Source organism: Neptuniibacter sp. QD37_6, from assembly GCF_047778085.1.
In the GTDB taxonomy this organism is placed as follows: domain Bacteria; phylum Pseudomonadota; class Gammaproteobacteria; order Pseudomonadales; family Balneatricaceae; genus Neptuniibacter.
Window position 1 is genome coordinate 2,953,650 of sequence record NZ_CP180550.1, and the last position, 24,162, is coordinate 2,977,811.

The window sequence follows — 24,162 nt, forward strand, 5'->3', positions numbered from 1 at the left end:
CAGCTATAATGACTAACTCAGTACGTAGTTTGCTATAAGAACATCTGTTTTAAGAACACAGAAATTTGGTCAGCATTATGGAAAACAACATTTCAGCCTTAAGCACTGCACAATCGCTTATCTCCCCAAGAGGAGCGGGGCCAGAATCCACAGCTCAATCAGCGGGCAACGGTTTAGCCGTGAATGCTCCGCTAGGTACTGAGCCGGGTGGTCAGGTGCAACTCAATCAAGACTTGCCGCAAACAAGCCAAGTACAAAATGTTGATAACGGCCTAGAAACACGAACGAACCGTGCGAATAATGCCGAACCTGCTATTGACCAAGCAGCGCAGCAGCAACAGATCGAAAACTTCCTAGCTGAACAAACCGGCGAAGCTGTTGAGAGTTTCCGCGGCATCGATATTCAATCTGCGCTAGATCTGCAAGAAGGCCTACGTAATCGCCCAGCTGACAGCGCAGAACCTGAATTTTCAGCAGCGCCAGCTGCAAATTCGCCAGAACCTCAAGATGCTAATGAGCAGCAAGATCAAGAACTTCAGCAACGTTTGCAAGCTCGGCTAGCCGATCAGATTCCAAATGATCCAGGCACTGAATTCCCGCAGCTGATTGAGACCGTGGCTTAAGTAAAAAAGCAATTCTCAGATATTAAAAAAGCAGCCTCATTAGGCTGCTTTTTTAATATCTAATATTGTGAGAATTAACTAACTTTCTGAAACCACACAATCACGACCAGACTCTTTCGCTTCATAAAGGTATTGGTCTGCGCGGTTTAAGACAGAGGCCATACTCTCTTCATGCCCACGCTCTGCAAGACCCACACTAATGGTCAGGTCTATTTCGTAAGCAAACTCTAACCGATTAATTTCAGCACGTAATCGCTCAGCAAGAAAACGTACAGGTTCCATATCGCCCGCCAAAGTGAGAATTACAAACTCCTCACCTCCATAGCGGACACACAGATCTTCAGGCCGAGTGTGCTGCAATAAAACCTGCCCAACAGCATGAAGCACGTCATCTCCAAAGCGATGACCATAGTTATCGTTAAGCTTCTTAAAATGATCGATATCTAAGAACATGACATACAAATGTTGATGCCTATTGCGCTTATCTTGGCTTAAATAACTACCTTCGGTTTCGTTTAAATAGCGGCGACTATAGAGGCCAGTTAAAGGATCTTTAATTGCAAGATCACGAATAAGCGTAGTACTTCGTTTCGCCCACAATACCGATACAATTGCCATCACTAAGAAAGCAGCAACAATTAGTTCGATTGATTGGATAAATAAGCGATTGTTCTTAGCTTCAACCTCATCCAAGTAGACACCTGTACCTACTACCCAATCCCAAGGTTCAAACAGGGCAACATAGGACACCTTGTGAAAAACTTCACGCTCAACACCCGGCTTAGTCCAGTAATAATCAACCCAACCACCACCTTTATGGGCTTCACGTACAAACTCTGAAAATAGAAACAGACCATTAGTGTCTTGCACTTTGGCAAGATTGATACCCATTAGATCTGGCCGTTCAGGGTGCATCACCATATTGGCATGACTGTCGTTCACCCAGTAATAACCATCGTGGAAACTACGAGAGAATTTCAATGCGTAGAGTGCAAGCTGTTGAGCTTCCAGCTCTGTCATATCAGAGGTCTGACTCAACTTATAGAACCCCTCTATCATAGAGATAGCAGACGTCGTTAGATCGCGACTATCCTGCTTTTTCTCTTCATAGAAGGTATCGCTGAAGGCGCTATAGAAAAGATAAAAGAGCAACAACATGCTGATCAAGCTAAGCATGCTCATCAAGCCAAATTGTTGCCCTATATTGGAACTTCGATAACCTTTCACTGCTTTACATCCGGTACAGTCAAAGTCCTTTTACTATGATCCTAGATCCAGCATAAACTAACCAATAGTTATGTGATTGATCCCTATCAACTGATTGCTGGTTACACCGACTAGAAAGTTGGTTTGATCTATTCCCAGATTATCGATTTGTAATAGGTATATTAATTAGATCTCTGACGCCAGCGTTGTACCTTGGTTAATGGCACGTTTTGCATCAAGTTCAGAGGCTACATCAGCACCACCAATCAGGTGAACAGGCTTGTTACCAATCTGATCCGCAAGTTCGCGACAAGGCTCCTGGCCTGCACAAATAATAACGTTATCGACTTCTAACAGCTGCGCTTCACCGTCCACCAATACGTGCAAACCGGCATCATCAATTTTCTGGTATTCGCACTTATTCAACATGCGCACACCTTTTTTAGCCAGATCCGCTCGATGAATCCAACCGGTGGTTTTACCTAGGCCAGCACCCACCTTAGATTTTTTACGCTGCAGCAGGTACACCTCTCGAGCGGCAGGTTCAAAACTTGGCGTCATTCCCTTAATACCACCACGGGCATTAAGGTCCATATCCACACCCCACTCTTTCATAAATGCAGAGATATTCTGACTGGTCGATTCACCCTGATGGATCAGATACTCAGAGATATCAAAACCAATACCACCGGCACCAATCACCGCAACCTTTTGACCAACTTCAGCACCGCTCATCACATCGAGATAAGAGAGCACTTTGGCGTGTTCGACACCCTCCAATTCAGGTGTACGCGGCGAGATCCCTGTTGCTAATACAACCTCATCGAAATCACCTTCTGACAACATCGCCGAATCAACGCGCGTATTGAGTTTCAGTTCAACGCCAGTAATCTCGACCTGTCTAGCAAAGTATCGAAGAGTCTCATAAAACTCCTCTTTACCCGGAATTCGCTTAGCGATATTAAATTGTCCACCAACCTCAGAACTTGCATCAAACAACGTTACTTGGTGCCCACGTTTAGCAGCAGTCGTAGCAAAGGCTAAGCCTGCTGGGCCTGCACCCACCACAGCTAGTTTTTTAGGCTTATCTGTTGGTGTAATGACGATTTCCGTTTCATGACAAGCACGCGGATTAACCAAGCAACTGGTCAATTTGCCGACAAAAACATGATCTAAGCAAGCTTGGTTACAACCAATGCAGGTATTAATCTCATCAGCTCGATCTTGTTCTGCCTTAACAACAAACTCTGGATCAGCTAAAAATGGACGCGCCATAGAGACCATATCGGCATCACCTCGTGCCAGCACCTCCTCAGCAACATCCGGCATATTGATTCGGTTTGAAGTGATCACCGGCACAGTTAACGCTTCACGAACTTTTGCTGTCACCCAAGTAAATGCAGCACGTGGCACCTTGGTTGCTATGGTTGGGATGCGCGCTTCATGCCAGCCAATACCGGTGTTGATGATAGTCGCACCAGCTTCTTCGATCGCTTTACCTAAAGCGATGATCTCTTCATAGCTACTACCATCTTCAACTAAATCCAGCATCGATAAGCGATAGATAATAATAAAATCTGTACCTACGGCTTCACGGACACGACGAACAACTTCCAGTGGAAAACGGATACGTTGCTCGTACTCACCGCCCCACTCATCATCACGTTTATTAGTTCTGCTGGCGATAAACTGATTCAGTAGATACCCTTCTGAACCCATGATCTCTACGCCGTCATAACCGGCTTCTTTGGCAAGCGATGCACAGCGCACAAAATCCTGAATCTGGTTTTCGATATCAGATTCACTTAACTCTTTTGGCGGGAAAGGATTGATCGGTGCTTGAATAGCCGAAGGCGCAACCGGTTGCGGATTATAAGCATAACGGCCTGTATGTAAGATCTGCATACAGATTTTACCGTCCTCTTTATGTACCGCGTCAGTTACCAACCGATGGTTATCCACGTCTTCTGCCGTAGCCAACTTCGCAGCATGACCATGAACTGCACCCTCTTTGTTCGGACCAATACCACCGGTCACGATCAAAGCGACACCACCGCGCGCACGCTCTGCATAAAAAGCAGCCATACGCTCAAAACCATTCGGTGCTTCTTCCAAACCTAAGTGCATTGATCCCATCAGCACGCGGTTTTTTAAAGTGGTAAAGCCTAAATCCAGTGGCTGTAATAGATGTGGATAAGGAGTTGTACTCATGGTCTTTTCTCTTGTCGTAAGGGCAAACTAAAGTGCCCATCTATTATTCTTATCTATATTATTTGCCGCTAAACGGCGCCGCTATTTTTCGTAGCGGTTTATATTCCGGTGCCTTTCCAGACATCTTGGCACTGAAGGTTTGCATCATATCTTCTGGTTGAAACATACCTGCTTGCCAAGTCGCCATATAACTCAGGCTATCTTGAACGCTATGGTCCCGGGCATAGTTGATCATCTGCTTACACCCCGTTACCGCTAAAGGCGACTGCGACGTGATCTGAGCAGCAATATCCATCACATCATCAAGCATAGCCTCTTGAGTCGGGTAAACACGGTTCACAAACCCTACTTTTAACGCCTCATCAGCGCTCAATTTACGAGCGGTATAAGCCAACTCTCGCGCTAGGCCTGAAGGGATTAATTGAGGCAGACGCTGCAATGTACCCAGATCTGCAGTCATGCCTAATTCGGTTTCTTTAACAGTAAAATAAGCCTCGGCGGTGCAGTAACGCATATCTGTGGCGCAAACCAGATCTAAAGCACCGCCAATACAACCACCCTGTACAGCGCTGATCACCGGCATACGGATCTCTTCCAACAAGTTAAAACAGGTTTGTAGCTGCATCACCAAACGACGAACCGCTTCGGCACGTCGACCTGCTTCACCGTTAAACATCTGCGGATCAGGTTGAGTAAAGATCTCTAGATCCATACCTGCAGAAAAGTGCTTTCCCTGGGAAGAGATAACTAAGACTCTCGCCTCAGCTTCAGTATCCAGTGCTTTTAATGCTTCTGGAAACTCCTGCCAAAAAGCTTTGTTCATGGCATTACAAGCGTCAGGACGATTTAGCTGGAGGTGCGCAATCTGCTGATCAACCTGTAATGAAAAGGTCTGGTAACTCATACATCGCTCTTATTTTTATGAATGAAAAATGATCTAGAAACCAAACTAGACGCCGTCAAGATAGAAGCAAGATAGCGCACCAATTTTGACACTGTCAAGATTGATTGCTAAATTCCTCAGCTATGACGAATTCAAAGAAGAACTATCACCACGGTGATTTAAGAGATTCACTGCTTAAAGCTGCGACCGATCTGATCGCTGAAGGCGGTGTGGATAACCTATCAATACGCAAACTGGCGGATAAAGTCGGCGTGTCTCGCACAGCCCCTTATCACCATTTCAAAGACAAAAATGAGCTACTTTGTGCCATTGCCGCACAAGGATTCCACCAGCAAGATCAGTTAGTTAAGTCGGTAATTGAATGCAAAAAAGATTTATCTACAGTCGAATTGTTTGAACATTACGTTCTCACTTATATCCGCTTTGCTGATGAACAACGAGAAACCTACGATCTTATGTATGGTCGTGAAATTTGGAAAACGGGTGAGCCTACACCTGAGTTACAAACCATTTCCAAAAACAGTTTTCATATTTGGCTGGATTGGGTGAAAGAGCTGCAACAAAAAAACCTGTTTGATCCTGAACAACCGAGTTTACGCATCGCTCAATCAAGCTGGGCTGCACTCCATGGTCTATGTCGGCTGTTCAACGATGGCATCTATATCAATCGAAAAGATATCAACGATATCGCTAAAAACACAGTCCGTATGATGATCAATCAACCCTGAGTAAGCATAGAACTATGACCACTATCCAATTTAGTCACGCCAATGGTTTTCCAGGTAGCAGCTACCAATATTTATTTAACCAGCTGCCAGAGTACTCTGTGACCTATATCGAAAAAATGGGCCATGGTGACTACCCATTAGATGGTGACCTAACCAACTATGCCAAAGAGTTGATTGCAGATATTGAGCAAAACCAAGCTACACCTGTCATCGGTATGGGGCATTCTGCTGGCGCTGTGGTCACCTTAATTGCCGCAGGACTCAGACCCGAGCTGTTTAAACAGGTGATATTGTTTGATCCCGTGCTTTTTAACGGCCGCAAACGTTACCTAATCAAGCTGATCAAAAAAATGGGCTTGATAGACAAAGTATCTCCAGCAGAGCGGGCTGCTAAACGTCGATCAAAATTTGATAGTCGTGAACAGGCGCGAGAATACTTCAGCCAGAAAAAGCTTTTCAGAACATTCCATCCCGCATGCTTTGAAGACTACATCACTCATGGCCTAACAGAGACCAACAATGGTGTGGAACTAAGTATCTCTCCAGAGATTGAAGCCGATATATTCCGCAATGTCCTTCTCAATGCACCCAAATGGCTAAAACAGGTTTCGGGCACGGTTATCTACGGTGAGCAAAGCGATCTGTTTGGCGCAGGTGACATTAAATGGTGGCAACGTAACTTCCCCAATATGGAGTTAGTCGGTTTTAACGGCGGTCATCTATTCCCATTTGAGCATCCCGATGAAACGGTAGAGCTACTCAAGTCATTACTTGCCAAATAAACCTAACGAGATAAGTCACTCAAGCTCTTAGGGGCAACTATCGTTACCCCTTCATTTCGAGCCTATCTACTCTGATAGTTAACGAGAACTAGGCAAACTTCGAGCGAGCGTTAACTTTGGGGAAAGCCCTGCGACAGTTTGCCTCAGCGACAATTGGTCACATTCTCAAGCCGCTTAGCCATCGTTACCATGCGCCAAAATTTTTAGCGTTTGGACAGGATTATGAAGTCACAATCACTCTCTATCAAGTTCCCCCTTAATACGTTAGCAGCCGCGGTGATTGCTTCTAGCGTTCCGCAAACAGTATTTTCTGCTGAAGAAGTGGTTTCAACCATGGTTGTGACTGCAAGCCGTGTTGATGAAGAGAGTAACTCACTGCCCGTAAGCGTTAGTGCAATTGATGATAAACAATTGCAACTGGATCAGGGTGCACATATTCAAGACAGTACCCGAATGATGGCGGGTGTAACTATTAACCAGCTATCTGGCAGTTCATCACATAACACCGGTATCCGTATGCCATTAAATTACGATGGCTATTACCTGTTCCTGCAAGACAGCATCCCTCTGCAATCCAGCGCATTCTTCAACCATAACGGTTTACGTTGGTCGAGCTTCAATACCAATGCAGATCAGATCGAAGTACTTAAAGGTGCCGGTACCACTCTGTACGGTTCGGGTGCAGTCGCAGCAACGATCAACGTATTAAGTGCAGAACCAACCTTCACACCCAAAGGCCACGTAAGCGTACTGGCAGGTGAAGATGATTACGCACAGATAAAAGTACAACACAGTGACAAAATTGCTGAAGACCAAGCCTTCCTGATCTCAGCATCAGCTTTCCAAGATAACGGCTGGCGTGACCATACTGCCCGTGACCGCCAAGAAGTTTTGGCAAAGCACATTTGGGAGATCGATGAAAATACGGAGCTAAAAACACAGTTCCAAGTCTCAACGATGACCGATGAGATGGCGTCTTCCCTTGATGCAACGGAACTTGCCAAAGACCGGACTCAATCCGGTTTGAGCGATGCTGTAAAAGCAATTAATCCTGAACGAGACAGTGATTTTGCTCGCCTAAGCTTCGAGTTAACACATGCTCTAAATGACCAATTAACGCTAAGTTTTATCCCTTACGCTCGCTATAACTCGAATGATTACATTGCAACTTGGCGCTCCTATACGCCTAAAACTGACAGCAATGTAACTAGTTTCGGTTTACTCGCTAAAGGTAACTGGGCTCACGACAATGGCAACGAAACGATCTTTGGTTTGGATCTGGAACACTCTGAATCTGAAACTTACAGCTACCAACCTATTGATGTGACGATAACCAGCTGGAGTGGTACTACAAATTACATTGCTGACTTTGAATACCGCGATCAGGATATTACCTATAAAAATTTCTCCCCATACATCCAACATAACTTAATGCTCGGTGATACACTGACTGTACAAGCGGGTTTACGTTACGACTATAACCAGTACGAATTAGACAACCATCTAGCAGAAACCGATGACGATGGTTTCGGCAACCGCCAACTAGCTGACCGTAAAGATAAATTTACCAGCCTGAATCCAAAGCTAGGCTTCCATTACGCACTGAATGATAACAGCGGCATCTATGGCCGCGTTGCCCAAGCTAACCGCCTACCAACAGCCTCTACAATGTATAACCTCAAGAGTGGTGATAGTGCTTCACTTGTTGGTGGTGTTAAAGAGGAAACATCAACAACCGTCGAGCTAGGCTACCGCTTACAACGCGAGAATCTATGTCTTTCAGCTTCGATCTATCGTATGACGATCGACGATGCCATCGTATCAGCGGATGACAACAACGGAGATTCCTACCGCACCAATGCCGGCGAAACTCGTCATCAAGGTATCGAACTTGAACTTGGTTATGTTTTCTCACCCTCTTGGTCCACCAAGCTTGCACTTAGCCACTCCAAGCATGAGTTTATCGACTATGTAAATGATGGTACTGACTACTCTGGCAACGAGATCATGCGCGCTCCACGCAATAAGGTCGGCGTAACTGTTAACTGGACTCCAGTATCTGTTCCGGGCTTAGTAACTCAACTACAAGCCGACCATATTGGCTCCTATTGGAAAGACGATGCTAACTCCCTAAAAGCGCCTAGCTACACCCTGTTCAATATGAAAGGTCAGTACGAACTAACACCAGAGCTGATGCTATTTGGGCGTGTGGATAACCTATTTGATCGCCAATACAACTACCAAACTGAATTTAGCTGGGGCAGCGAGAGCTTCTACCCTGGTGCAGGCCGTACCCTGAAAGCCGGCCTGAAATATAACTGGTAGAGCTCACTGATATGAAAGCAAAACTTTACCTTTGGCACCGGCGGCTTGCGCTGCTGGTGCTGGTGCCCCTGCTACTGTTTGGGCTAAGCGGCCTGCTTCATCCGGTAATGCGTTTAACCGCACCGGAGACGGCGCAGCATTTTTATCCACAACCGCAATGGCCAGCCAATCTACCCAGCATTGAAACCCTAATAGATGAGTCTCAACTGACTCCAGTTGCAGGGCTCCGCCCCGTTCAGGTTGATCAAAACTGGTATATCCAGAGTTGGGAAAACCGTTCTGAGCCATCACAGTTTTTAACCCTGAATGCTAAACCAGCTCAGGAGATAGAATTAGCCTACGCAGAACAGTTAGCGCGCCATTACAGTGGAGAAAATACTGCAGGAATAAAACAGATCAAATTGATCTCGGAATTTAGTCACCAATACCCAGCAATCAACAGATTGTTACCTGTATGGGAAGTGACGTTCGAGCGGGATGATAACTTAAGTGTATTTGTGGATATCCGTCAGGACCGACTTGCGACTATGACGGATGATTCTCGTCGTTTGTTTATGACCTTGTTCCACTTCTTACATTTATGGGCCTTTATCGATCAGGAAAACCCACTTAGAACCGCTCTGTTTATCAGCATGATGTTGATCTCAACCTTTATCGGTATCAGTGGTCTCTACCTGTTTGCAGTCTTACCACTAAAACAGCGTAAAAATGCTCAAATAAAGAAGATCCATGCTTGGACAGGTGTGGGGATTTCCGCTGCTCTCTTAATGTTTGTATTCAGTGGCATGGTTAGAACTATAGAGAAACTAGAGCCCGAAATTCGAGGCGTACCGCTCGATCAATCACTCGTGCTTTCAGACATTAGTTTTGGCTTAGCTCAAATACAGGCTCAATACCCTAACAGCAGTAATACACAACTTCATGAGCTTGAAGGGCGTGCTGTATGGCAACTTCAGCAACCGAGACAGCCCAGTCTGTGGTTAGATGCACAATCAGGCGAACAGCTACCCGAAGGACCGTTCGACTTCGCAAAACAACTCGTATCTAACACCCAAGGGCAGCAGTCAGAAGTTATAGATCAGCGTCTTATTAATAGCTTTAAAGAAGACCATAGCTATGGGTTTATTGATAAACGCCTACCGGTTGTCGCTATAGATTATGCCGATAAAACTTATTACGTGGATACTCGAGATGCGGTGCTATCTGTCAAAGTAGATAACGCAGATAAAGTATATAGCTGGCTCTTTAGCTATCTACATAAATGGCACTTTGCAGATGGCCTAGGGCGCGATGGCAGAGATGGGATTATAAGCCTGTTTATCTTGGCAATTTCAGGCACATCACTATTAGGCTTTTACACGTGGCTAAAAGCTCGCCGTAAACGTAAGCAAGCTAATAAGCAGCGCAGTCGTTGCACGGAAGTGGCTTAACTAAGTTCCATCAGAAAATAAAAACGGGCCTTTAAGGCCCGTTTTTTTTATTACGCTGAAACTTTCTCTTTTTGAAACTGAACCTGTATGACCAAGGCCAAAGTCAGGGTAAAGATCAGCGATAAAACGATGGTAGCCGCCGCAGGCAGATCAAACGACCAAGCCAACAACAAACCCACCACAAAGCCAACTACACCAACAAGGTAAGCCCAGCCGACAGATTTACCTCTTACTTGTGCTGCAAGCGCCGGAGCAATTAAGCAAGCAAATACCAGATAGATGCCCGCTTTCATAACCGACAATGTGATCGTTACAGCAAAAGCGATGTAGAAGAATCGCTCTAAACTCTGAGGCCTGAATAATACCAGCAGTTGAATAACGATAGCCATCACACCGAGAGGCACCAGATCAGCCCAAGTTAGCCAGAGAACATCACCGCTTAACGTACGCGTTAATGCCTGACCTCCTTGGGGCTGGCCTGCTACCACCAACACCAACAATGATGCGGAAGCCACATAGATCAAACCGATAAAAGCCTCACGCCAGTCTGGCAGATTTCGGTTGATCCAAGCCACCAAGGCAACACCCAGAAGGGAAAAAAGTACTGCCATCAATGTTGATATTAGAGCTCCATGATCATGATCTGCATCATGAAAGTGCCACTGCGTGGCTAAGATAGTGCCAAGTGCAGCTAGCTGCGCAATGGCAAGGTCAATAAAGACAATCCCTCGTTTTAAGACCTGTCGTCCCAAAGGGACATGGCTTGCCAAAATCAGCAATCCAGCCACCAACGCAGGCAAACCTATACTCAGTGCCTGCATTACTTCCGCACCGTTAATTGCTGCAGCAGATGATCAAACAGTTTAGTTAGATCAGACACTTCGCCTTTAAGATCGACTGTCGCCGGCAAATTCGCATGCGCCATACCCGTTTGCTCAGATAACCAACGCGCACCTTTATCGTTCTGGTACCAGTTGCTGATCACAAACTGCGGACGCTGCTGTTCGACAGTAGATACCAACGATTGCAGATGTGACATCGTTGGCGGCACACCCGGGTTAGGCTCTAGGTCTGCAACAACCTTAATATCAGCCCAATTCAGTAAATAGCTAAAGCTCGTATGCTGAACAACGACAGGCATACCTTTTAGTGGCTCAGCCATGGCTTTCCAACGAACGAGATTTTCCTGCCAATGCATTTGCCAAGCTTCCAACGCCTGTTGGTACGCTGCTTTGTTATCAGGGTCAATCTGCTGTAAGCGACTACTGATAACCGGTGCTAGCTGTTGAACTCGCTCAGGGTCCAGATGAAAATGCGGATTACCTTCTGGATGAACATGCTCAGTACTGAAAAACTGCTTTTCGTGTTTTTCAATCGTCTCTACATGTTCAGACAGGTAAAGCATACCTAAGGCACCTTCTGCCACTTTGCGGTTAGACGCACGTTTTTGTAGCGCAGGCATCCACCCCTCTTCCAAGCTCGCACCACTACAGATTGCGATATCAGCTCTCGCCAACTTAGCAATCAGGCTAGGTCTCGCCTCGATATAATGCGGGTCCTGATAGACATGAGTCGCGCTAAAGACTTTAGCCTCCGGCGCAAGTTGACGGCTTAACGCCGCCCACTCAGGCTCGCAGGCAAAAATCGTAAGTGCTTGCGCAGGTGTAACAACAGCTAACAGCGCAACCGCTGCAATTAGCTTAGAAGCTGTGTGCAGCATGCGCGCCAAATCCTACTTGGTATTGAAGTGTGATCGCGTTGTCTTCACCTTCCATGTTATCAGCATCTTGGTGACGGTATTCCAGGCGTACTTTCTGAGTATGCGTTGGCGACCAGCTAACCATTACTGCAGTTTCTTTAAGCTCAGAATCTTCCCACTCATGTTCGCCATCGTGTTCATGCTCATGTGCAAGATCCACTTGGCCGTGACGGATACCGGCAGCCCAGTTCTCATCAAACTGATAAACACCAGATAGGTACCAACCACTGAAGTCGTTTACTTCTGCACCATATAGATCATCTACATAGGCGTATTCAGCCGCAATTTTTAGCTGCTCTTGACGGTTGTTACCGTTAGGCGACCATTTCCAAACAAGGTCCGCAATATAAAGGTGCTTACCTTGGTACTCAGCACCATGAGAGTGAGCATGACCTTCTTCATGGTCGTGATCGTCTTCCTCTTCGTGGTGACCTGCTTCCTGAGTACGGTTACGCATGTAACTTACACCGGCCTGCCAGCTTGAGTTGTTACCGAAGTCATCACCAAACTCAGTAGAAAGCGTCCATGTACCAATAGTGTTAACTGATTTTTCTTCACCCAGTTCATCACCTCCAAATGCAGCTGCGCTTACACGCCAGTAACGATCTGTTGGTACAATCCAGCTCGCAGATACACCATCATCGTAGTAGTGACCGCCAAGGAACACTTTATACATAAGAGGACGTTCGCTGAAGCTATCAGAGTGGCTATGGTTAGCATTCAGATAACCAATGTCAGCCAAGAAACGACCCGCTGTCAGGCTAATACCTGGTAGGGAAGTGCTTTGGATATATAGCTCTTCAAGCTCAAGGTCAGACTCTTCTTCATTCCACTCAGCGATCCAAGTCATTTGCGCTTTAGCAACATCACCAATATCTTGGCTCAAGCTAAGTTCACTGTGACTCAAACCAAAACCTTCAGTACGACCATTCAGCGCTGTATCATCGGATTTGTGGTACACATCTAGAATGACACCAACTTCCAGCGCATGACCTACAGAAGCCTGCATAGATAGCGCCGACACAGCAAAAGCAAGTGCTTGTTTTTTCATTTTATACCTCAAAAAATTATGATATATCATAACAAACAGACGTAACTGCTCATTATGTTTCAAATTGAATTAGAAGATTGATCGATCAGCTCAGAACCCGACTTCAAGCTGTGAACTATGCAAAATCCAAAGTAGCGACTAATCGACTTTGCCCAGAAGGGACCATTGGAGAGCGATGTACAACACCCTTTCCATCCAAGCCATACCACCCATCACCCTTGAGCAGTAATACATCACCTGCTTGCGCTTGATGTATCAGTTCTTCACTACCATATAGGCCTGACTTGTCGTCAGACAAACCACCATTACCCGCACCTAATTTCGACCGATCTAACAAAGGATCTTCCAACCTCTCAGTCCCTTGACCAACGTAAGTACTTACCAAACGACAACCTAACTTATCTGTATGGAAGCGAGGGCACATCGCACGGTCCAAAACCTGTAAGCGCAGACCCACTTCATCCAACTCAAACAAGCAAGCATACATGTCAATGATCAAAGCTAGATCTTCGATAAATTCAGACTTACCTGAGCGCTCTGGTAATAGATTATTTAAAACTGCTGAAGGATCATCGGCTTGAATAACCGCCCTGATATTTAGATGTTCGTTTTGCAGCAACGTCTCGCAATAGCCGGCCACACCAAGTGCCAAGTCCCGTTGAAAATTACAGAGGTGTACATCTTGATCATAAATCTGAGTTAGAACCTCAGGAGTACCCCCTTGGACAAATCTCATCTCAGATTCAATTTCTAGAGCTTCCTGCGCCACAGCCCATACCTTCAATCAACAGCAAAGCTCGAAATGTTACCATATAACATAACTAAGAAAAAACAATTCAGGATGACGCCCCGTTTTTCTTCCACTAGACTCTGTCCTATATCCACATAAATCCTCTGTACATTATAAGGATCAGACACCTATGGAATTTAAGGATTACCTTACGATTTTGGCGAAACGTGACGGCTCCGACCTTTACCTCACAACTGGAGCACCGCCTTGTGCAAAGTTTGAAGGTAAATTAACGCCATTAAGTAAAGAGCCTTATAAGCCCGGTGAGATCGAAGCAATCGCAAATTCCTTAATGGATGAGCAGCAACGCGCTACCTTCGAAGAAGAGCTAGAGATGAACTTGGCTTATTCCATTCCGAAAGTAGCTCGCTACCGGATAAATATATTTAAACAACGTAACCAATACTCACTGGTTGCGCGTAATATCAAAGCCGATATCCCAAAAATGGAAGACTTGGGCCTACCCCCCGTCCTGAAAGATGTGATCATGGAAAAACGCGGGCTAGTCTTATTTGTAGGTGCTACAGGTTCGGGTAAATCAACATCGCTTGCGGCACTAATCGATCACCGTAACCGTAATAGCGGTGGCCATATCATCACCATTGAAGACCCGATAGAGTTTGTCCACAACCACCGAAAATCTCTGATCAACCAACGTGAAGTTGGGGTTGATACTCGTAACTTCCACAGTGCACTTAAAAACGCCCTGCGCCAAGCGCCTGATGTAATATTGATCGGTGAGATTCGTGATCAGGAAACTATGGAGCAATGCCTGACCTACGCAGAAACTGGTCACTTAGCAATCTCAACACTGCATGCTAACAATGCTAACCAAGCAATTGATCGTATTATTAACTTCTTCCCTCAGGCACGGCATAAACAGATATTCCATGACCTCGCCCTGAACCTCAAAGCAATTATCTCTCAGCGTCTGATTCCAACCATTGAAGGTAAACGTTGCGCAGCAATTGAGATACTTCTGGGAACCTCCAGTGTTCAAGAGCTAATCATGAAAGGTGACGTCAAAGAGATCAAAGAGGTTATGTCTAAAGGCTCTGATACCACCGGTATGCAAACCTTTGATGACTCGTTATTCAAACTCTTTGATGAGGGCAAAATTACACAAGACCAAGCGATCATCAATGCTGACTCAGCAAACGATATGCGCCTTCGAATGAACCTAGCAGTCGTTGATGACAAAGCGGAAAAAACCGATGCGGCACCGGAACCCGAGCAACAGCCCTTCGATGAAGATAATCCACTAGCTGGAATTCAACTATTGGATGAAGACGAAGAGGTTTGATGAAAAATCGGCCTAAAACAAACTAAGGCAGAGAAGACCGGCTAAAAACAGATTTAAGCCCCTTTTGGGGCTTAACTATCACAGGCCTTAAGCTAACTAACGTTTTCGAAACCACATCCAAATTTCCCTAAAAATGAACAACTGATCTGTCGAGAAAATTATCATATGATAATTTTCATTGGACTCTTTAAAGCCATCAGGTTCTCTTCATGCTCAAAAAACTGTTTGTCGCAGATCTATATCTAAAAGTTCGAAAGAACAAGTTTGAAATCAAAAACCTAACAGAAAACAGCGTTTGGAAGGTCGCAACCCCAGCACAGCCTTTTACTACAGACAGGCTGTTAGTCGGCCAGTTTTCTGCTGCAGAACCAGTGCTAAAAGAACTCGTTAAAGACGTAATGCCAAGCGGCTTTATGAAAAAGAGTGCTCAAATACTTATCCACCCGATCGATATCGGTTGAAGGCGGACTTTGCGAAGTAGAAGAAAGAGTATTTACAGAACTCGGCTTAGGTGCTGGCGCATTTAAAGTTAAGCTGCATGTAGGTGAAGGGTTAACAGACGAAGAAGCTAAAAAGCTACTTCAGATTGGATGAGCGATATCCTTCTCATTAAATAGCTTTTTATTGTCCTAAACTAATGCGGTCTATAAAGGCAGCTTTGTGCCACGTAGCAGACCGTAACTATCGAGTACTAACAGCTGCCTACACACTACACACCTTATGCACATCACTATGAGGGGAAAATTTGTATAGCTTTCTCTTTATATGCAGATAAATTCAATCCGTTGCTATGCTGAAGTTAGTAAACGGTTGGGGCTAACTATGAAATTTGTTATCCGGGCATTTCTAGGGATATCACTTTGTTTATCGAGTGTGCAGGCTGAGGTCTATAGCTGAATCGATGCAGAAGGAGTCCAGCATTTCAGTGATAGCCCCCCAAGTGACGAGGCTGAATATAAAGTAATAAATCCAGAACCAACTGTTACGAGATTTATTGTACCTCCTCCAATCAGTTATGACCCTGTTATGCTGGATAATGATCCTCCTGAGAGAATATCGCCTGAGGCACAGAAGTTTAGAGAAGATATAGTAAAAGAAGATACCGATGACAAGAAAGAAAAAACTAGTCGTGGTGGATCTACCAATGACAGAGAACCTTTGAAAAAGATCGGTGAGAAAATTAAAAACTACAATAAACGGGACAGAATAAAAGAAATAAGAGAAAAAAAGAAAGCACAACTAAGTGATCGAAAAAAGGATATTGAGACATTAAGTGACAGGCTACGGCGTCACAATCGTGAAAAAACTAAGGAATAAATCTTTTAGATGAAGAGACCAGTATGGAGGGATTCGCCCCCCTACCCTAGGCCGAACTATCAGGCCTGTTAACCACACAGAACAGAAGTCATATTAGATGTCTGGAATGTGTCGTTAGCAGACCTAATCCTTCTCGGATTAATTGCGTTTAACTAACAAACACTTCCTACATCTCTACAGATCTATTCCGCGTTTAACCTCCCAATCCCGTTTCAAGCAGCTTCCCACCTTCTTCAAAACAAAAAAAGCCCCGCTAAAAAAGCGGGGAAAGATATAGCTTAGAGTGAAGTCGCGAAGAAGAAATGCGGGTGGATTACACCCTTTCAATCACGGTAGAGATCCCCTGTCCCATGCCAATACACATGGTCGCTAGACCTAAGGTTCCGTCCTGTTGTTCTAGCACGTTCATTAGAGTGTTAGTGATACGTGAGCCTGAGCAGCCAAGTGGATGACCAAGGGCAATCGCACCGCCTTTTAGGTTTACTTTATCTTCCATCTTATCAAGCAATTTCAGCCCTTTAAGTACAGATAGACCTTGCGCTGCAAAGGCTTCGTTAAGCTCGACGTAGTCGATATCCTCGATGCTAAGACCTGCGCGTTTCAGTGCTTTCTGAGTCGCAGGTACTGGTCCGTAACCCATGATCGATGGATCACAACCGGCTACTGCCATGCTGACAATACGAGCACGTGGCGTAAGGCCTAGCTCTTCTGCTTTAGCCGCTGACATCACCAGCAGTGCAGATGCACCGTCAGAGAATGCAGAGGATGAGCCTGCTGTTACTGTACCCACTTTAGGTACGAACACCGGCTTAAGCGCCCCCAGTGTTTCAACTGTCGTTTCTGGGCGGATAACTTCATCCGATTCGACTAGCGATTTAAAGCCGTTTTCGTCGTGACCTTCGACCGCGATAATCTCGCTATCCCATAGGCCATCCAGATGTGCTTGATGCGCTAGACGGTGAGAGCGCGCTGCGAACTCATCCTGCATTTGACGGTTGATACCATTCATCTTGCCTAGCATCTCTGCAGTTACGCCCATCATCATCGCTGCTTTAGCCACTTTTTTGGACATCTCAGCATTGATATCAACACCGTGCATGATGGAAACGTGACCCATATGTTCCACACCACCCGCAATAAAGATATCGCCATTGCCGGTCATGATGCCTTGGGCCGCTGCATGCAGTGCTGCCATAGACGAACCACATAGGCGGTTAATCGTTTGTGCCGCTACCGTATGAGGTAGACCTGCTAGCAGTGCAGCATTTCGACCGATATTGAAGCCCTGCTCTTTCGTCTGGTTAACACAGCCCCACATCACATCTTCGATGTCTGCTGGGTTTAGCGCTGAGTTACGCTCTAACAGTGCTTTGATGACCGCAGCTGATAGCGCTTCGGCACGAACATTTCGGAACGAGCCATTTTTTGATTTACCCATCGGGGTACGAACACCGTCAACGATGACTACATCATTTGGTTTCAAGTTCATGATCTTTACCCCTTAACCCTGAGCATTTTGTGGAAAGTATGTTTCGCCAGCTGCGGCCATCTGTTTCATCTTGTCGGTTGGCTGATACAACGGCCCTAGACCCTCGTATTTCTGCGCCATAGCACAGAACTCAGCTAAACCAATCTGATCCAGATAGTGCAACGCACCGCCACGGAATGGAGGGAAACCAATACCGTAGATCAAGCCCATATCTGCTTCTGCAGGGCTGGCAACAATGCCATCTTCCAAGCAACGAACGGTTTCGATACATAGAGGAATCATCATGCGCTCGATTATCTCTTCATCAGTAAACTCACGCTTTTCTTTGGCAATGCCATCAAGCATTGCTGGTACTTCTTCATCCACAATTTTCTTCGGCTTACCTTTACGGTCGAGTTCGTAACGATAGAAGCCTTTGCTGTTTTTCTGACCAAAGCGCTCTAGGGAGAACATACGATCGATAACGTTTTCGCCTTCATGGCTCATACGATCAGGGAAACCTGCTGCCATCACACTATCTGCATGGTGCGCAGTATCGATACCGACTACGTCCAGAAGGTAGGCAGGGCCCATTGGCCAGCCGAAGCCCTCCATCACTTTGTCGACTTGTTTAAAGTCCGCACCATCTTCAAGTAGCGCAGTAAAGCCACCAAAGTAAGGGAACAAGATACGGTTAACTAAGAAACCTGGGCAGTCATTTACAACGATTGGGGTTTTACCCATCGCTTTTGCGTAAGCAACTGTACGAGCTACCGCATCTTCAGAGGTTTTCTCACCACGGATAACTTCCACTAGCGGCATTTGATGCACAGGGTTGAAGAAGTGCATACCACAGAAGTTCTCTGGATTTTTAAGCGCTGTTGCCAACTCAGTAATAGAGATAGTAGAAGTGTTAGACGTCAGTACCGCGCCTTCTGGCAGCGTGCCTTCAACTTCAGCAAGCACGGCTTTCTTAACATTTGGATTTTCAACAACCGCTTCGACCACAAGATCAACACTACCGAAATCACCGTAGTTAAGCGTTGGCGTAATGTTGTTTAGCACCGATGCCATTTTCATCGCATCCATACGGCCACGAGATACGCGTTTGTTCAACAGCTTAGTCGCTTCATCCAAACCTAACTGAAGCGCAGCATCGTTGATATCTTTCATCAAGATAGGCGTACCTTTAGAGGCAGATTGATAAGCAACACCACCACCCATAATGCCGGCACCCAGTACAGCGGCCTTTTTAACAGGCTCGGCTTTGCTCTCAAAACCTTTGCTGACTTTCTTGATGTATTGGTCTTTCATAAACAGACCAACAAGGGATGCGCACACATCCGTTTTAGCAACTTTGACAAAGCCTTTAGCTTCGATCTCATTGGCTTTTTCGCGAGGAAGATTCGCGTGCTTTTGAATCGTTTTCAGCGCAGCCATTGGTGCAGGATAGTGAGGACCCGCTTTGCCACCGATCACACCTTTTGCAGATTCAAACGCCATCATCTGCTCAACCTGATTGAGTTTGATCGGCGTTTTCTTCTCTTCACGGCGCGCTTGGTAATCAAACTTGCCCGCAATGCAACCTTTCAGTAGATCTAGAGCCGCAGCTTTAACCTGATCGGCTGCAACAACCGCATCTACACCGCCATCTTTAAGTGCTGCATCAGGTCGCTTCTCAGCACCCGCGCAGATCCACTCATTGGCGTTATCCACACCAATTAAGCGTGGTAGACGAACGGTGCCACCCCAACCTGGGTAGATGCCTAGCTTAACTTCAGGCAGACCCACTTTGGCTTGGTCGCTCATCACACGATAATCTGTGGATAGCGCTAATTCAAAACCGCCACCTAGGCATAAGCCATTAATCGCAGTAACCGTTGGGCAGCTCATATCTTCAATCTGATTTAGTAGGCTGTGGATATCCATCAAGCCTGCGATCAGCTGTTCATCATCAGCTTTGAAAAAGCCCATAAATTCGGTGATATCCGCGCCGACAATAAAGCAGTCTTTGGCACTGGAGAAAATCACACCACGAATATCATCTAGGTTACACAGGGCATTTACCGCTTCGCGCAGTTCAGCCAAAGTCGCCTGATCGAGTTTATTAACAGCATCGCCTTTGCGGTCAAACACCACATCGTAGATCCCGTCTTCGATCGACTGTACGTAAATCGATTGTCCTTCGAAAAGCATCTAAGTTGCTCCGTCTATTTTTATTTTTGGCTTGGCGAAGTGCCTAAGCGCTTTTTAGTTATGCTGTTTACAGCTTACTCTCTAGCTCAGGCACGGCATCGAACAAGTCGGCCACCAGCCCGTAATCAGCCACCTGAAAAATTGGGGCTTCTTCATCTTTGTTGATCGCAACAATGATTTTGGAATCTTTCATACCGGCTAAGTGCTGGATCGCACCGGAGATACCCACTGCGATATACAGCTCTGGCGCGACCATTTTGCCGGTCTGACCAACCTGCATGTCGTTTGGCACAAACCCAGCATCAACCGCTGCACGAGAAGCACCGACCGCAGCACCAAGCTTGTCAGCTACTTTGTTGAGTAGTTCGAAGTTGTCACCGTTGCCCATACCACGACCACCGGAGATCACCACTGAAGCTGCGGTTAGTTCTGGACGATCACTTTTCGCCAACTCTTCTGAAACAAAGCTGGAAAGGCCGCTATCACATGATTCAGCAAGGCTAACGACCTCTGCAGAACCACCACTATTAGCGACAGGATCAAAAGCGGTACCACGAACGGTAATGACTTTAGTGCTATCGCTAGACTGTACTGTCGCAATCGCATTACCGGCATAGATTGGGCGCTTGAAGGTATCCGCTGCTTCTACGGCAATAATGTCTGAGATCTGATTTACATCTAGCAGTGCTGCAACGCGCGGTAGGAAGTTCTTACCTGTTGTGGTTGCTGAGGCTAGGATGTGGCTATAGTCAGCCGCGACAGTTAGCACCAACTTACTGATATTTTCTGCCAGCTGATGCTCATACGCAGCGTTATCAGCCAATAGAACTTTACTCACACCTGATACTTGCGCCGCTGCATCAGCAACCGCCTGACAGCTAGCACCCGCAACTAGCAGGTGTACATCACCCCCAATTGCATTTGCTGCAGCTAAGGTATTGAGGGTTACAGGTTTAAGCTCGTTATTATCGTGTTCGGCAATTACAAGAATAGTCATCTGATCACCCCCTTAAATTACTTTAGCGTCATTACGTAGTTTTTCGACTAGCTCATCTACAGAGCTAACTTTGATGCCTGCTTGACGCTCTGACGGCGGATCGACACGTAGTAGTTGCAGATTGCTCGCTACAGACACGCCCAGTTCATCAATCGTTAGGACATCAAGCGGTTTACGCTTCGCTTTCATAATGTTTGGAAGGGATGCGTAACGTGGTTCATTAAGACGCAGATCGGTTGTGACAACCGCTGGCATAGCCAGATTAACCGTTTGCAAACCACCGTCGATTTCACGGGTAACGTTGATGCTATCGCCAGTCACCTCTACTTCTGATGCGAAGGTACCTTGTGGGCGATCCAACAGTGCAGCCAACATTTGACCGGTTTGGTTGTTATCAGAATCGATCGCTTGCTTACCAAGAATCACCATGCCTGGGGCTTCTTTTTCTACAATTTTGGCTAATAGCTTAGCGACAGAAAGGGAATCAGGGTTGGTTTCGACATCGACACGGATACCGCGATCGGCACCCAATGCTAGTGCTGTACGGATCTGCTCTTCGCAGCTCTTATTACCAATAGAAACAACGACAACTTCATCCGCTGTACCCGCTTCTTTTAAACGTACAGCCTCTTCAATTGCTATCTCGCAAAATGGATTTAGAGCCATTTTTACGTTAGCTAAATCGACATCACTGTTATCTGCTTTGACACGGGCTTTGACGTTGTAGTCAATCACACGTTTTACGGCAACCAGTACTTTCATAACCGCCTCTTTGTATTGTTATTTTGGTAACCCGTACACATAAGAAAATAGGGTTACTTTCATAGAGGGAAGCTCATTCCCCAAGCTATGTATAAATCTTAGTCTCAGACTGAAATTCAACAATGACAAAAAGCAGCTACATCGCTAACAAAAAATAGCAATATTAATCAAAGCCCCGTAAACAAAGGGCTTAAGAAAGGATCAAGCGCAAACAAATACAATCAAAAGGTATCAAAAAAGTTACCTTTTCTGACAATAGCTAAAAAGACAGGCATTAAAAAAGGGCTAATAAGCCCTTTTTATAATCCAATTTATCTTATAAATATTTTTTTAAGCTGAAAGCACCACGAAGATCGCCTGTGGAAAAACCTGTCGCTTTGTCTTCTGGGTAAAGGGTCTGAAGTTGCTCAGCTATCTCTGGTTTAATCTTGGAACCATGACAAGCTAAGCATTGATCAGCGACGGGGATCGCCTTCATCATGCGGAAGACTTTTCTGCCTTCGTCGTCTACGACAACTTGCGAGAAACCTAAGGTTTTTAGATTAGCCCCTTGCTTAGCTTTGGATTCAAACTGTTCAAGAATCGCCTTTTCCCAATGATCAGGTGCATTTTGCGGGTTACGTAGTTTTAAACTAGTACGCTCAACATGCCATTCAGAATTACCATTCACGCTTTTTGTAAGGCCTTCTGCCTTAGTATTACAAACGTTGATGGCAGCGATAGCACCGCCCTCTTTTTTTGCCGCTTTGAGTTCTGAGCAAAGCGTTGTCACTAGCTCTTTAATGACACCTTTAGCTTCGTTCTGCAGTTCAGGAATATTTACCGAGAATTGTTCCGCTTGAACCGGAAGGGCAGCCGCTAGAGCAGCAGAAAAGAATAATGCTTTCACCTTGGACCTCACTGGATGGGGTGTTCATAAGATGAAGTCATTATACAATTTCATGTAGATTAGTAAATCCTAATATTTAAGATCTATATATTAAAAATGCATATTATTTTTGTAGGAAGGCCATAAATGCCTTTTGCGCTTCTTCAGATAACAAGCGCTGATAAAACAATGCCCCTTCACTATCAATCACTTGGTGAACGGACTTTAAGGTTTCGGCTTTCATCAACTGTTTAGCTGCAATCACCGAATCAACAGGGCTATCAGCTAACTTTTTAGCACGATTTCGTGTTATTTCTAGGAGCAGATCAGGTTCTATGATTTGATTAACAATTCCAAGTTGCTCAGCTTCAATAACATCAAAACTTCGACCTTCCACCAGCAGCTCAAAAGCATGTCGATGCCCTACTAATTGCGGAAACAACAAAGTAGACGCCCCTTCAGGTATTAAGCCCAATTTCACAAAAGGCATTTTACAACGCAGATTATCTGCAGAAACAACGAGGTCACAATGCAAGAGCATGGTCGTGCCTATACCAACAGCATCACCATGCACCGCTGCGATGATTGGCTTGGGAAAGCTTGCCAGTGTATGTAAGAACACCAATACATCTTGCAGGATATTGGGGTTATGCGTTGCAGACACAAAATCGCTTATATCATTACCTGCACAGAAGGACTGACCTTGCGCTCGCAATAGCACGACGTGAACATTAGAATCTTCCGCTGCTTGCTTCAGTAGCGCCGTCATTTCGACATACATTGCCAATGTAAGCGCATTTTTCTTATCTGGTCGGTTAAGATTTATCTCGAAAACAGAGCCCTGCTTTTCGGTTAAAACGGCAGCCATTATTTAGGCTCCTCTACTACATTAACTGCTATCGCAGGCTGATAATGTTCTGGCAGGTATTCGCGAACCATCTCACTGCTTCGCCCCCATGAATGACAACTATCAAGCATAAATTCAGCACCTTGAGCGAGCACATCTTTATCGCTACTCGGCCAGATAGATTGGATAGCTGTCGTTGCTAGAACAGGTAAAAGTTCATTCATATGCGTACAACCCGCAACACCACCTATACGGTCTTTAGCTATACGCAGCCAACCAGGTCCAATGCGTGTACCTTGCAGTTGCGCATATGCAGCACCAACTTTTTTACAGATGCGAAAGGGGGAATAATCTATACAGGCTTCTACCTGTTTGATCAGTAGACCTTTATCGAGGGTCAGGCGAATGCTCATATCATGAAACGCTTCGCCTGCTGGAACATAACCACCACGTTCAGGGTTATCCACATCTCGCGTTTTAACATCGGTCATACGGGCTTCAACATCCCATAAACCATCATCACGAAGATAACCATTACACATCACAGTTCGATTATGATGAGTTTCACGCCGAGTTGGTCGAGATAAAGGCATAC

General features: G+C 45.6%; 22 protein-coding genes. 8 read left to right on the plus strand and 14 right to left on the minus strand.

Translation table 11 applies throughout. The annotated features are described in order from the left end of the window. Positions 1-77 precede the first annotated feature (77 nt). Positions 78-623 carry a hypothetical protein gene (locus tag ACMXYO_RS14165; protein WP_415885740.1) on the plus strand — a complete coding sequence of 182 codons (546 nt, stop codon included), beginning with the start codon at positions 78-80 and terminating at the stop codon, positions 621-623. A 78-nt stretch (positions 624-701) separates the two neighbouring features. Here the strand turns inward: ACMXYO_RS14165 and ACMXYO_RS14170 are convergent, their stop codons facing one another. The 3 genes from ACMXYO_RS14170 to ACMXYO_RS14180 all read right to left on the minus strand — a co-directional run bounded on the left by ACMXYO_RS14170 (position 702) and on the right by ACMXYO_RS14180 (position 4,944). Then, positions 702-1,850: a diguanylate cyclase gene (locus ACMXYO_RS14170; RefSeq protein ID WP_415885742.1), complete on the minus strand. Its 1,149-nt coding sequence runs from the start codon at positions 1,848-1,850 to the stop codon at positions 702-704. Positions 1,851-2,015: 165 nt separating this feature from the next. Next, entirely contained in the window at positions 2,016-4,040 is a 2,025-nt protein-coding gene (locus tag ACMXYO_RS14175; protein WP_415885743.1) for an FAD-dependent oxidoreductase, read from the minus strand. 58 nt (positions 4,041-4,098) lie between these two features. Then, the gene (locus ACMXYO_RS14180; RefSeq protein WP_415885744.1) at positions 4,099-4,944 is read right to left on the minus strand and encodes a crotonase/enoyl-CoA hydratase family protein; all 846 of its coding nucleotides are present in this window, start codon (positions 4,942-4,944) and stop codon (positions 4,099-4,101) included. 122 nt (positions 4,945-5,066) lie between these two features. Between ACMXYO_RS14180 and ACMXYO_RS14185 the strand changes: the two genes are divergently transcribed. From ACMXYO_RS14185 to ACMXYO_RS14200, 4 genes are all read left to right on the plus strand, one after another. After that, a complete protein-coding gene (locus ACMXYO_RS14185) occupies positions 5,067-5,672 on the plus strand; it encodes a TetR/AcrR family transcriptional regulator (protein WP_415885746.1) in 606 nt (201 codons plus the stop codon). Positions 5,673-5,686: 14 nt separating this feature from the next. After that, complete coding sequence (locus tag ACMXYO_RS14190; RefSeq protein WP_415885747.1) at positions 5,687-6,454, plus strand: alpha/beta fold hydrolase; 768 nt, start codon at positions 5,687-5,689, stop codon at positions 6,452-6,454. A 222-nt stretch (positions 6,455-6,676) separates the two neighbouring features. Next, positions 6,677-8,779 (plus strand): TonB-dependent receptor, encoded by a 2,103-nt coding sequence (locus ACMXYO_RS14195; RefSeq protein WP_415885748.1) that lies wholly within the window; start codon positions 6,677-6,679, stop codon positions 8,777-8,779. Between the two features lie 11 nt (positions 8,780-8,790). Then, the gene (locus ACMXYO_RS14200; RefSeq protein ID WP_415885749.1) at positions 8,791-10,209 is read left to right on the plus strand and encodes a PepSY domain-containing protein; all 1,419 of its coding nucleotides are present in this window, start codon (positions 8,791-8,793) and stop codon (positions 10,207-10,209) included. Positions 10,210-10,259: 50 nt separating this feature from the next. Here ACMXYO_RS14200 and ACMXYO_RS14205 read toward each other — a convergent pair whose 3' ends face one another. The 4 genes from ACMXYO_RS14205 to ACMXYO_RS14220 form a co-directional block, all read right to left on the minus strand. Further along, positions 10,260-11,030 carry a metal ABC transporter permease gene (locus tag ACMXYO_RS14205; RefSeq protein WP_415885750.1) on the minus strand — a complete coding sequence of 257 codons (771 nt, stop codon included), beginning with the start codon at positions 11,028-11,030 and terminating at the stop codon, positions 10,260-10,262. Further along, positions 11,030-11,929, minus strand: coding sequence for a metal ABC transporter substrate-binding protein (locus ACMXYO_RS14210; RefSeq protein ID WP_415885751.1), 900 nt, complete (start codon positions 11,927-11,929; stop codon positions 11,030-11,032). Before ACMXYO_RS14210 ends, ACMXYO_RS14205 begins: the two co-directional genes overlap by 1 nt. Then, entirely contained in the window at positions 11,910-13,019 is a 1,110-nt protein-coding gene (locus ACMXYO_RS14215; RefSeq protein ID WP_415885753.1) for a hypothetical protein, read from the minus strand. The genes ACMXYO_RS14210 and ACMXYO_RS14215 overlap by 20 nt, the downstream gene beginning before the upstream one ends. Before the next feature lie 115 nt (positions 13,020-13,134). After that, positions 13,135-13,788, minus strand: a complete 654-nt coding sequence (locus ACMXYO_RS14220) for a DUF1826 domain-containing protein (RefSeq protein ID WP_415885754.1) — start codon at positions 13,786-13,788, stop codon at positions 13,135-13,137. Positions 13,789-13,939: 151 nt separating this feature from the next. Between ACMXYO_RS14220 and ACMXYO_RS14225 the strand changes: the two genes are divergently transcribed. The 3 genes from ACMXYO_RS14225 to ACMXYO_RS14235 all read left to right on the plus strand — a co-directional run bounded on the left by ACMXYO_RS14225 (position 13,940) and on the right by ACMXYO_RS14235 (position 16,429). Beyond that, entirely contained in the window at positions 13,940-15,112 is a 1,173-nt protein-coding gene (locus ACMXYO_RS14225; RefSeq protein ID WP_415885756.1) for a PilT/PilU family type 4a pilus ATPase, read from the plus strand. A 209-nt stretch (positions 15,113-15,321) separates the two neighbouring features. Then, the gene (locus ACMXYO_RS14230) at positions 15,322-15,573 is read left to right on the plus strand and encodes a hypothetical protein (protein WP_415885757.1); all 252 of its coding nucleotides are present in this window, start codon (positions 15,322-15,324) and stop codon (positions 15,571-15,573) included. 565 nt (positions 15,574-16,138) lie between these two features. Further along, positions 16,139-16,429 (plus strand): hypothetical protein, encoded by a 291-nt coding sequence (locus ACMXYO_RS14235; protein WP_415885759.1) that lies wholly within the window; start codon positions 16,139-16,141, stop codon positions 16,427-16,429. Between the two features lie 313 nt (positions 16,430-16,742). Here ACMXYO_RS14235 and fadA read toward each other — a convergent pair whose 3' ends face one another. The 7 genes from fadA to ACMXYO_RS14270 all read right to left on the minus strand — a co-directional run bounded on the left by fadA (position 16,743) and on the right by ACMXYO_RS14270 (position 24,160). Then, positions 16,743-17,918, minus strand: a complete 1,176-nt coding sequence (gene fadA / locus ACMXYO_RS14240) for an acetyl-CoA C-acyltransferase FadA (RefSeq protein WP_415885760.1) — start codon at positions 17,916-17,918, stop codon at positions 16,743-16,745. Between the two features lie 12 nt (positions 17,919-17,930). After that, on the minus strand, positions 17,931-20,093 hold the full coding sequence (fadB, locus tag ACMXYO_RS14245) for a fatty acid oxidation complex subunit alpha FadB (protein ID WP_415885761.1): 2,163 nt from the start codon (positions 20,091-20,093) through the stop codon (positions 17,931-17,933). Positions 20,094-20,160: 67 nt separating this feature from the next. After that, positions 20,161-21,090, minus strand: coding sequence for an electron transfer flavoprotein subunit alpha/FixB family protein (locus tag ACMXYO_RS14250; RefSeq protein WP_415885762.1), 930 nt, complete (start codon positions 21,088-21,090; stop codon positions 20,161-20,163). A 12-nt stretch (positions 21,091-21,102) separates the two neighbouring features. Then, entirely contained in the window at positions 21,103-21,852 is a 750-nt protein-coding gene (locus ACMXYO_RS14255; protein ID WP_415885763.1) for an electron transfer flavoprotein subunit beta/FixA family protein, read from the minus strand. A gap of 316 nt (positions 21,853-22,168) precedes the next feature. After that, a complete protein-coding gene (locus ACMXYO_RS14260; RefSeq protein WP_415885765.1) occupies positions 22,169-22,741 on the minus strand; it encodes a DUF3365 domain-containing protein in 573 nt (190 codons plus the stop codon). 103 nt (positions 22,742-22,844) lie between these two features. Next, entirely contained in the window at positions 22,845-23,588 is a 744-nt protein-coding gene (locus ACMXYO_RS14265; RefSeq protein ID WP_415885766.1) for an enoyl-CoA hydratase-related protein, read from the minus strand. After that, positions 23,588-24,160 (minus strand): DUF2889 domain-containing protein, encoded by a 573-nt coding sequence (locus tag ACMXYO_RS14270; protein WP_415885768.1) that lies wholly within the window; start codon positions 24,158-24,160, stop codon positions 23,588-23,590. The genes ACMXYO_RS14265 and ACMXYO_RS14270 overlap by 1 nt, the downstream gene beginning before the upstream one ends. Positions 24,161-24,162 lie beyond the last annotated feature (2 nt).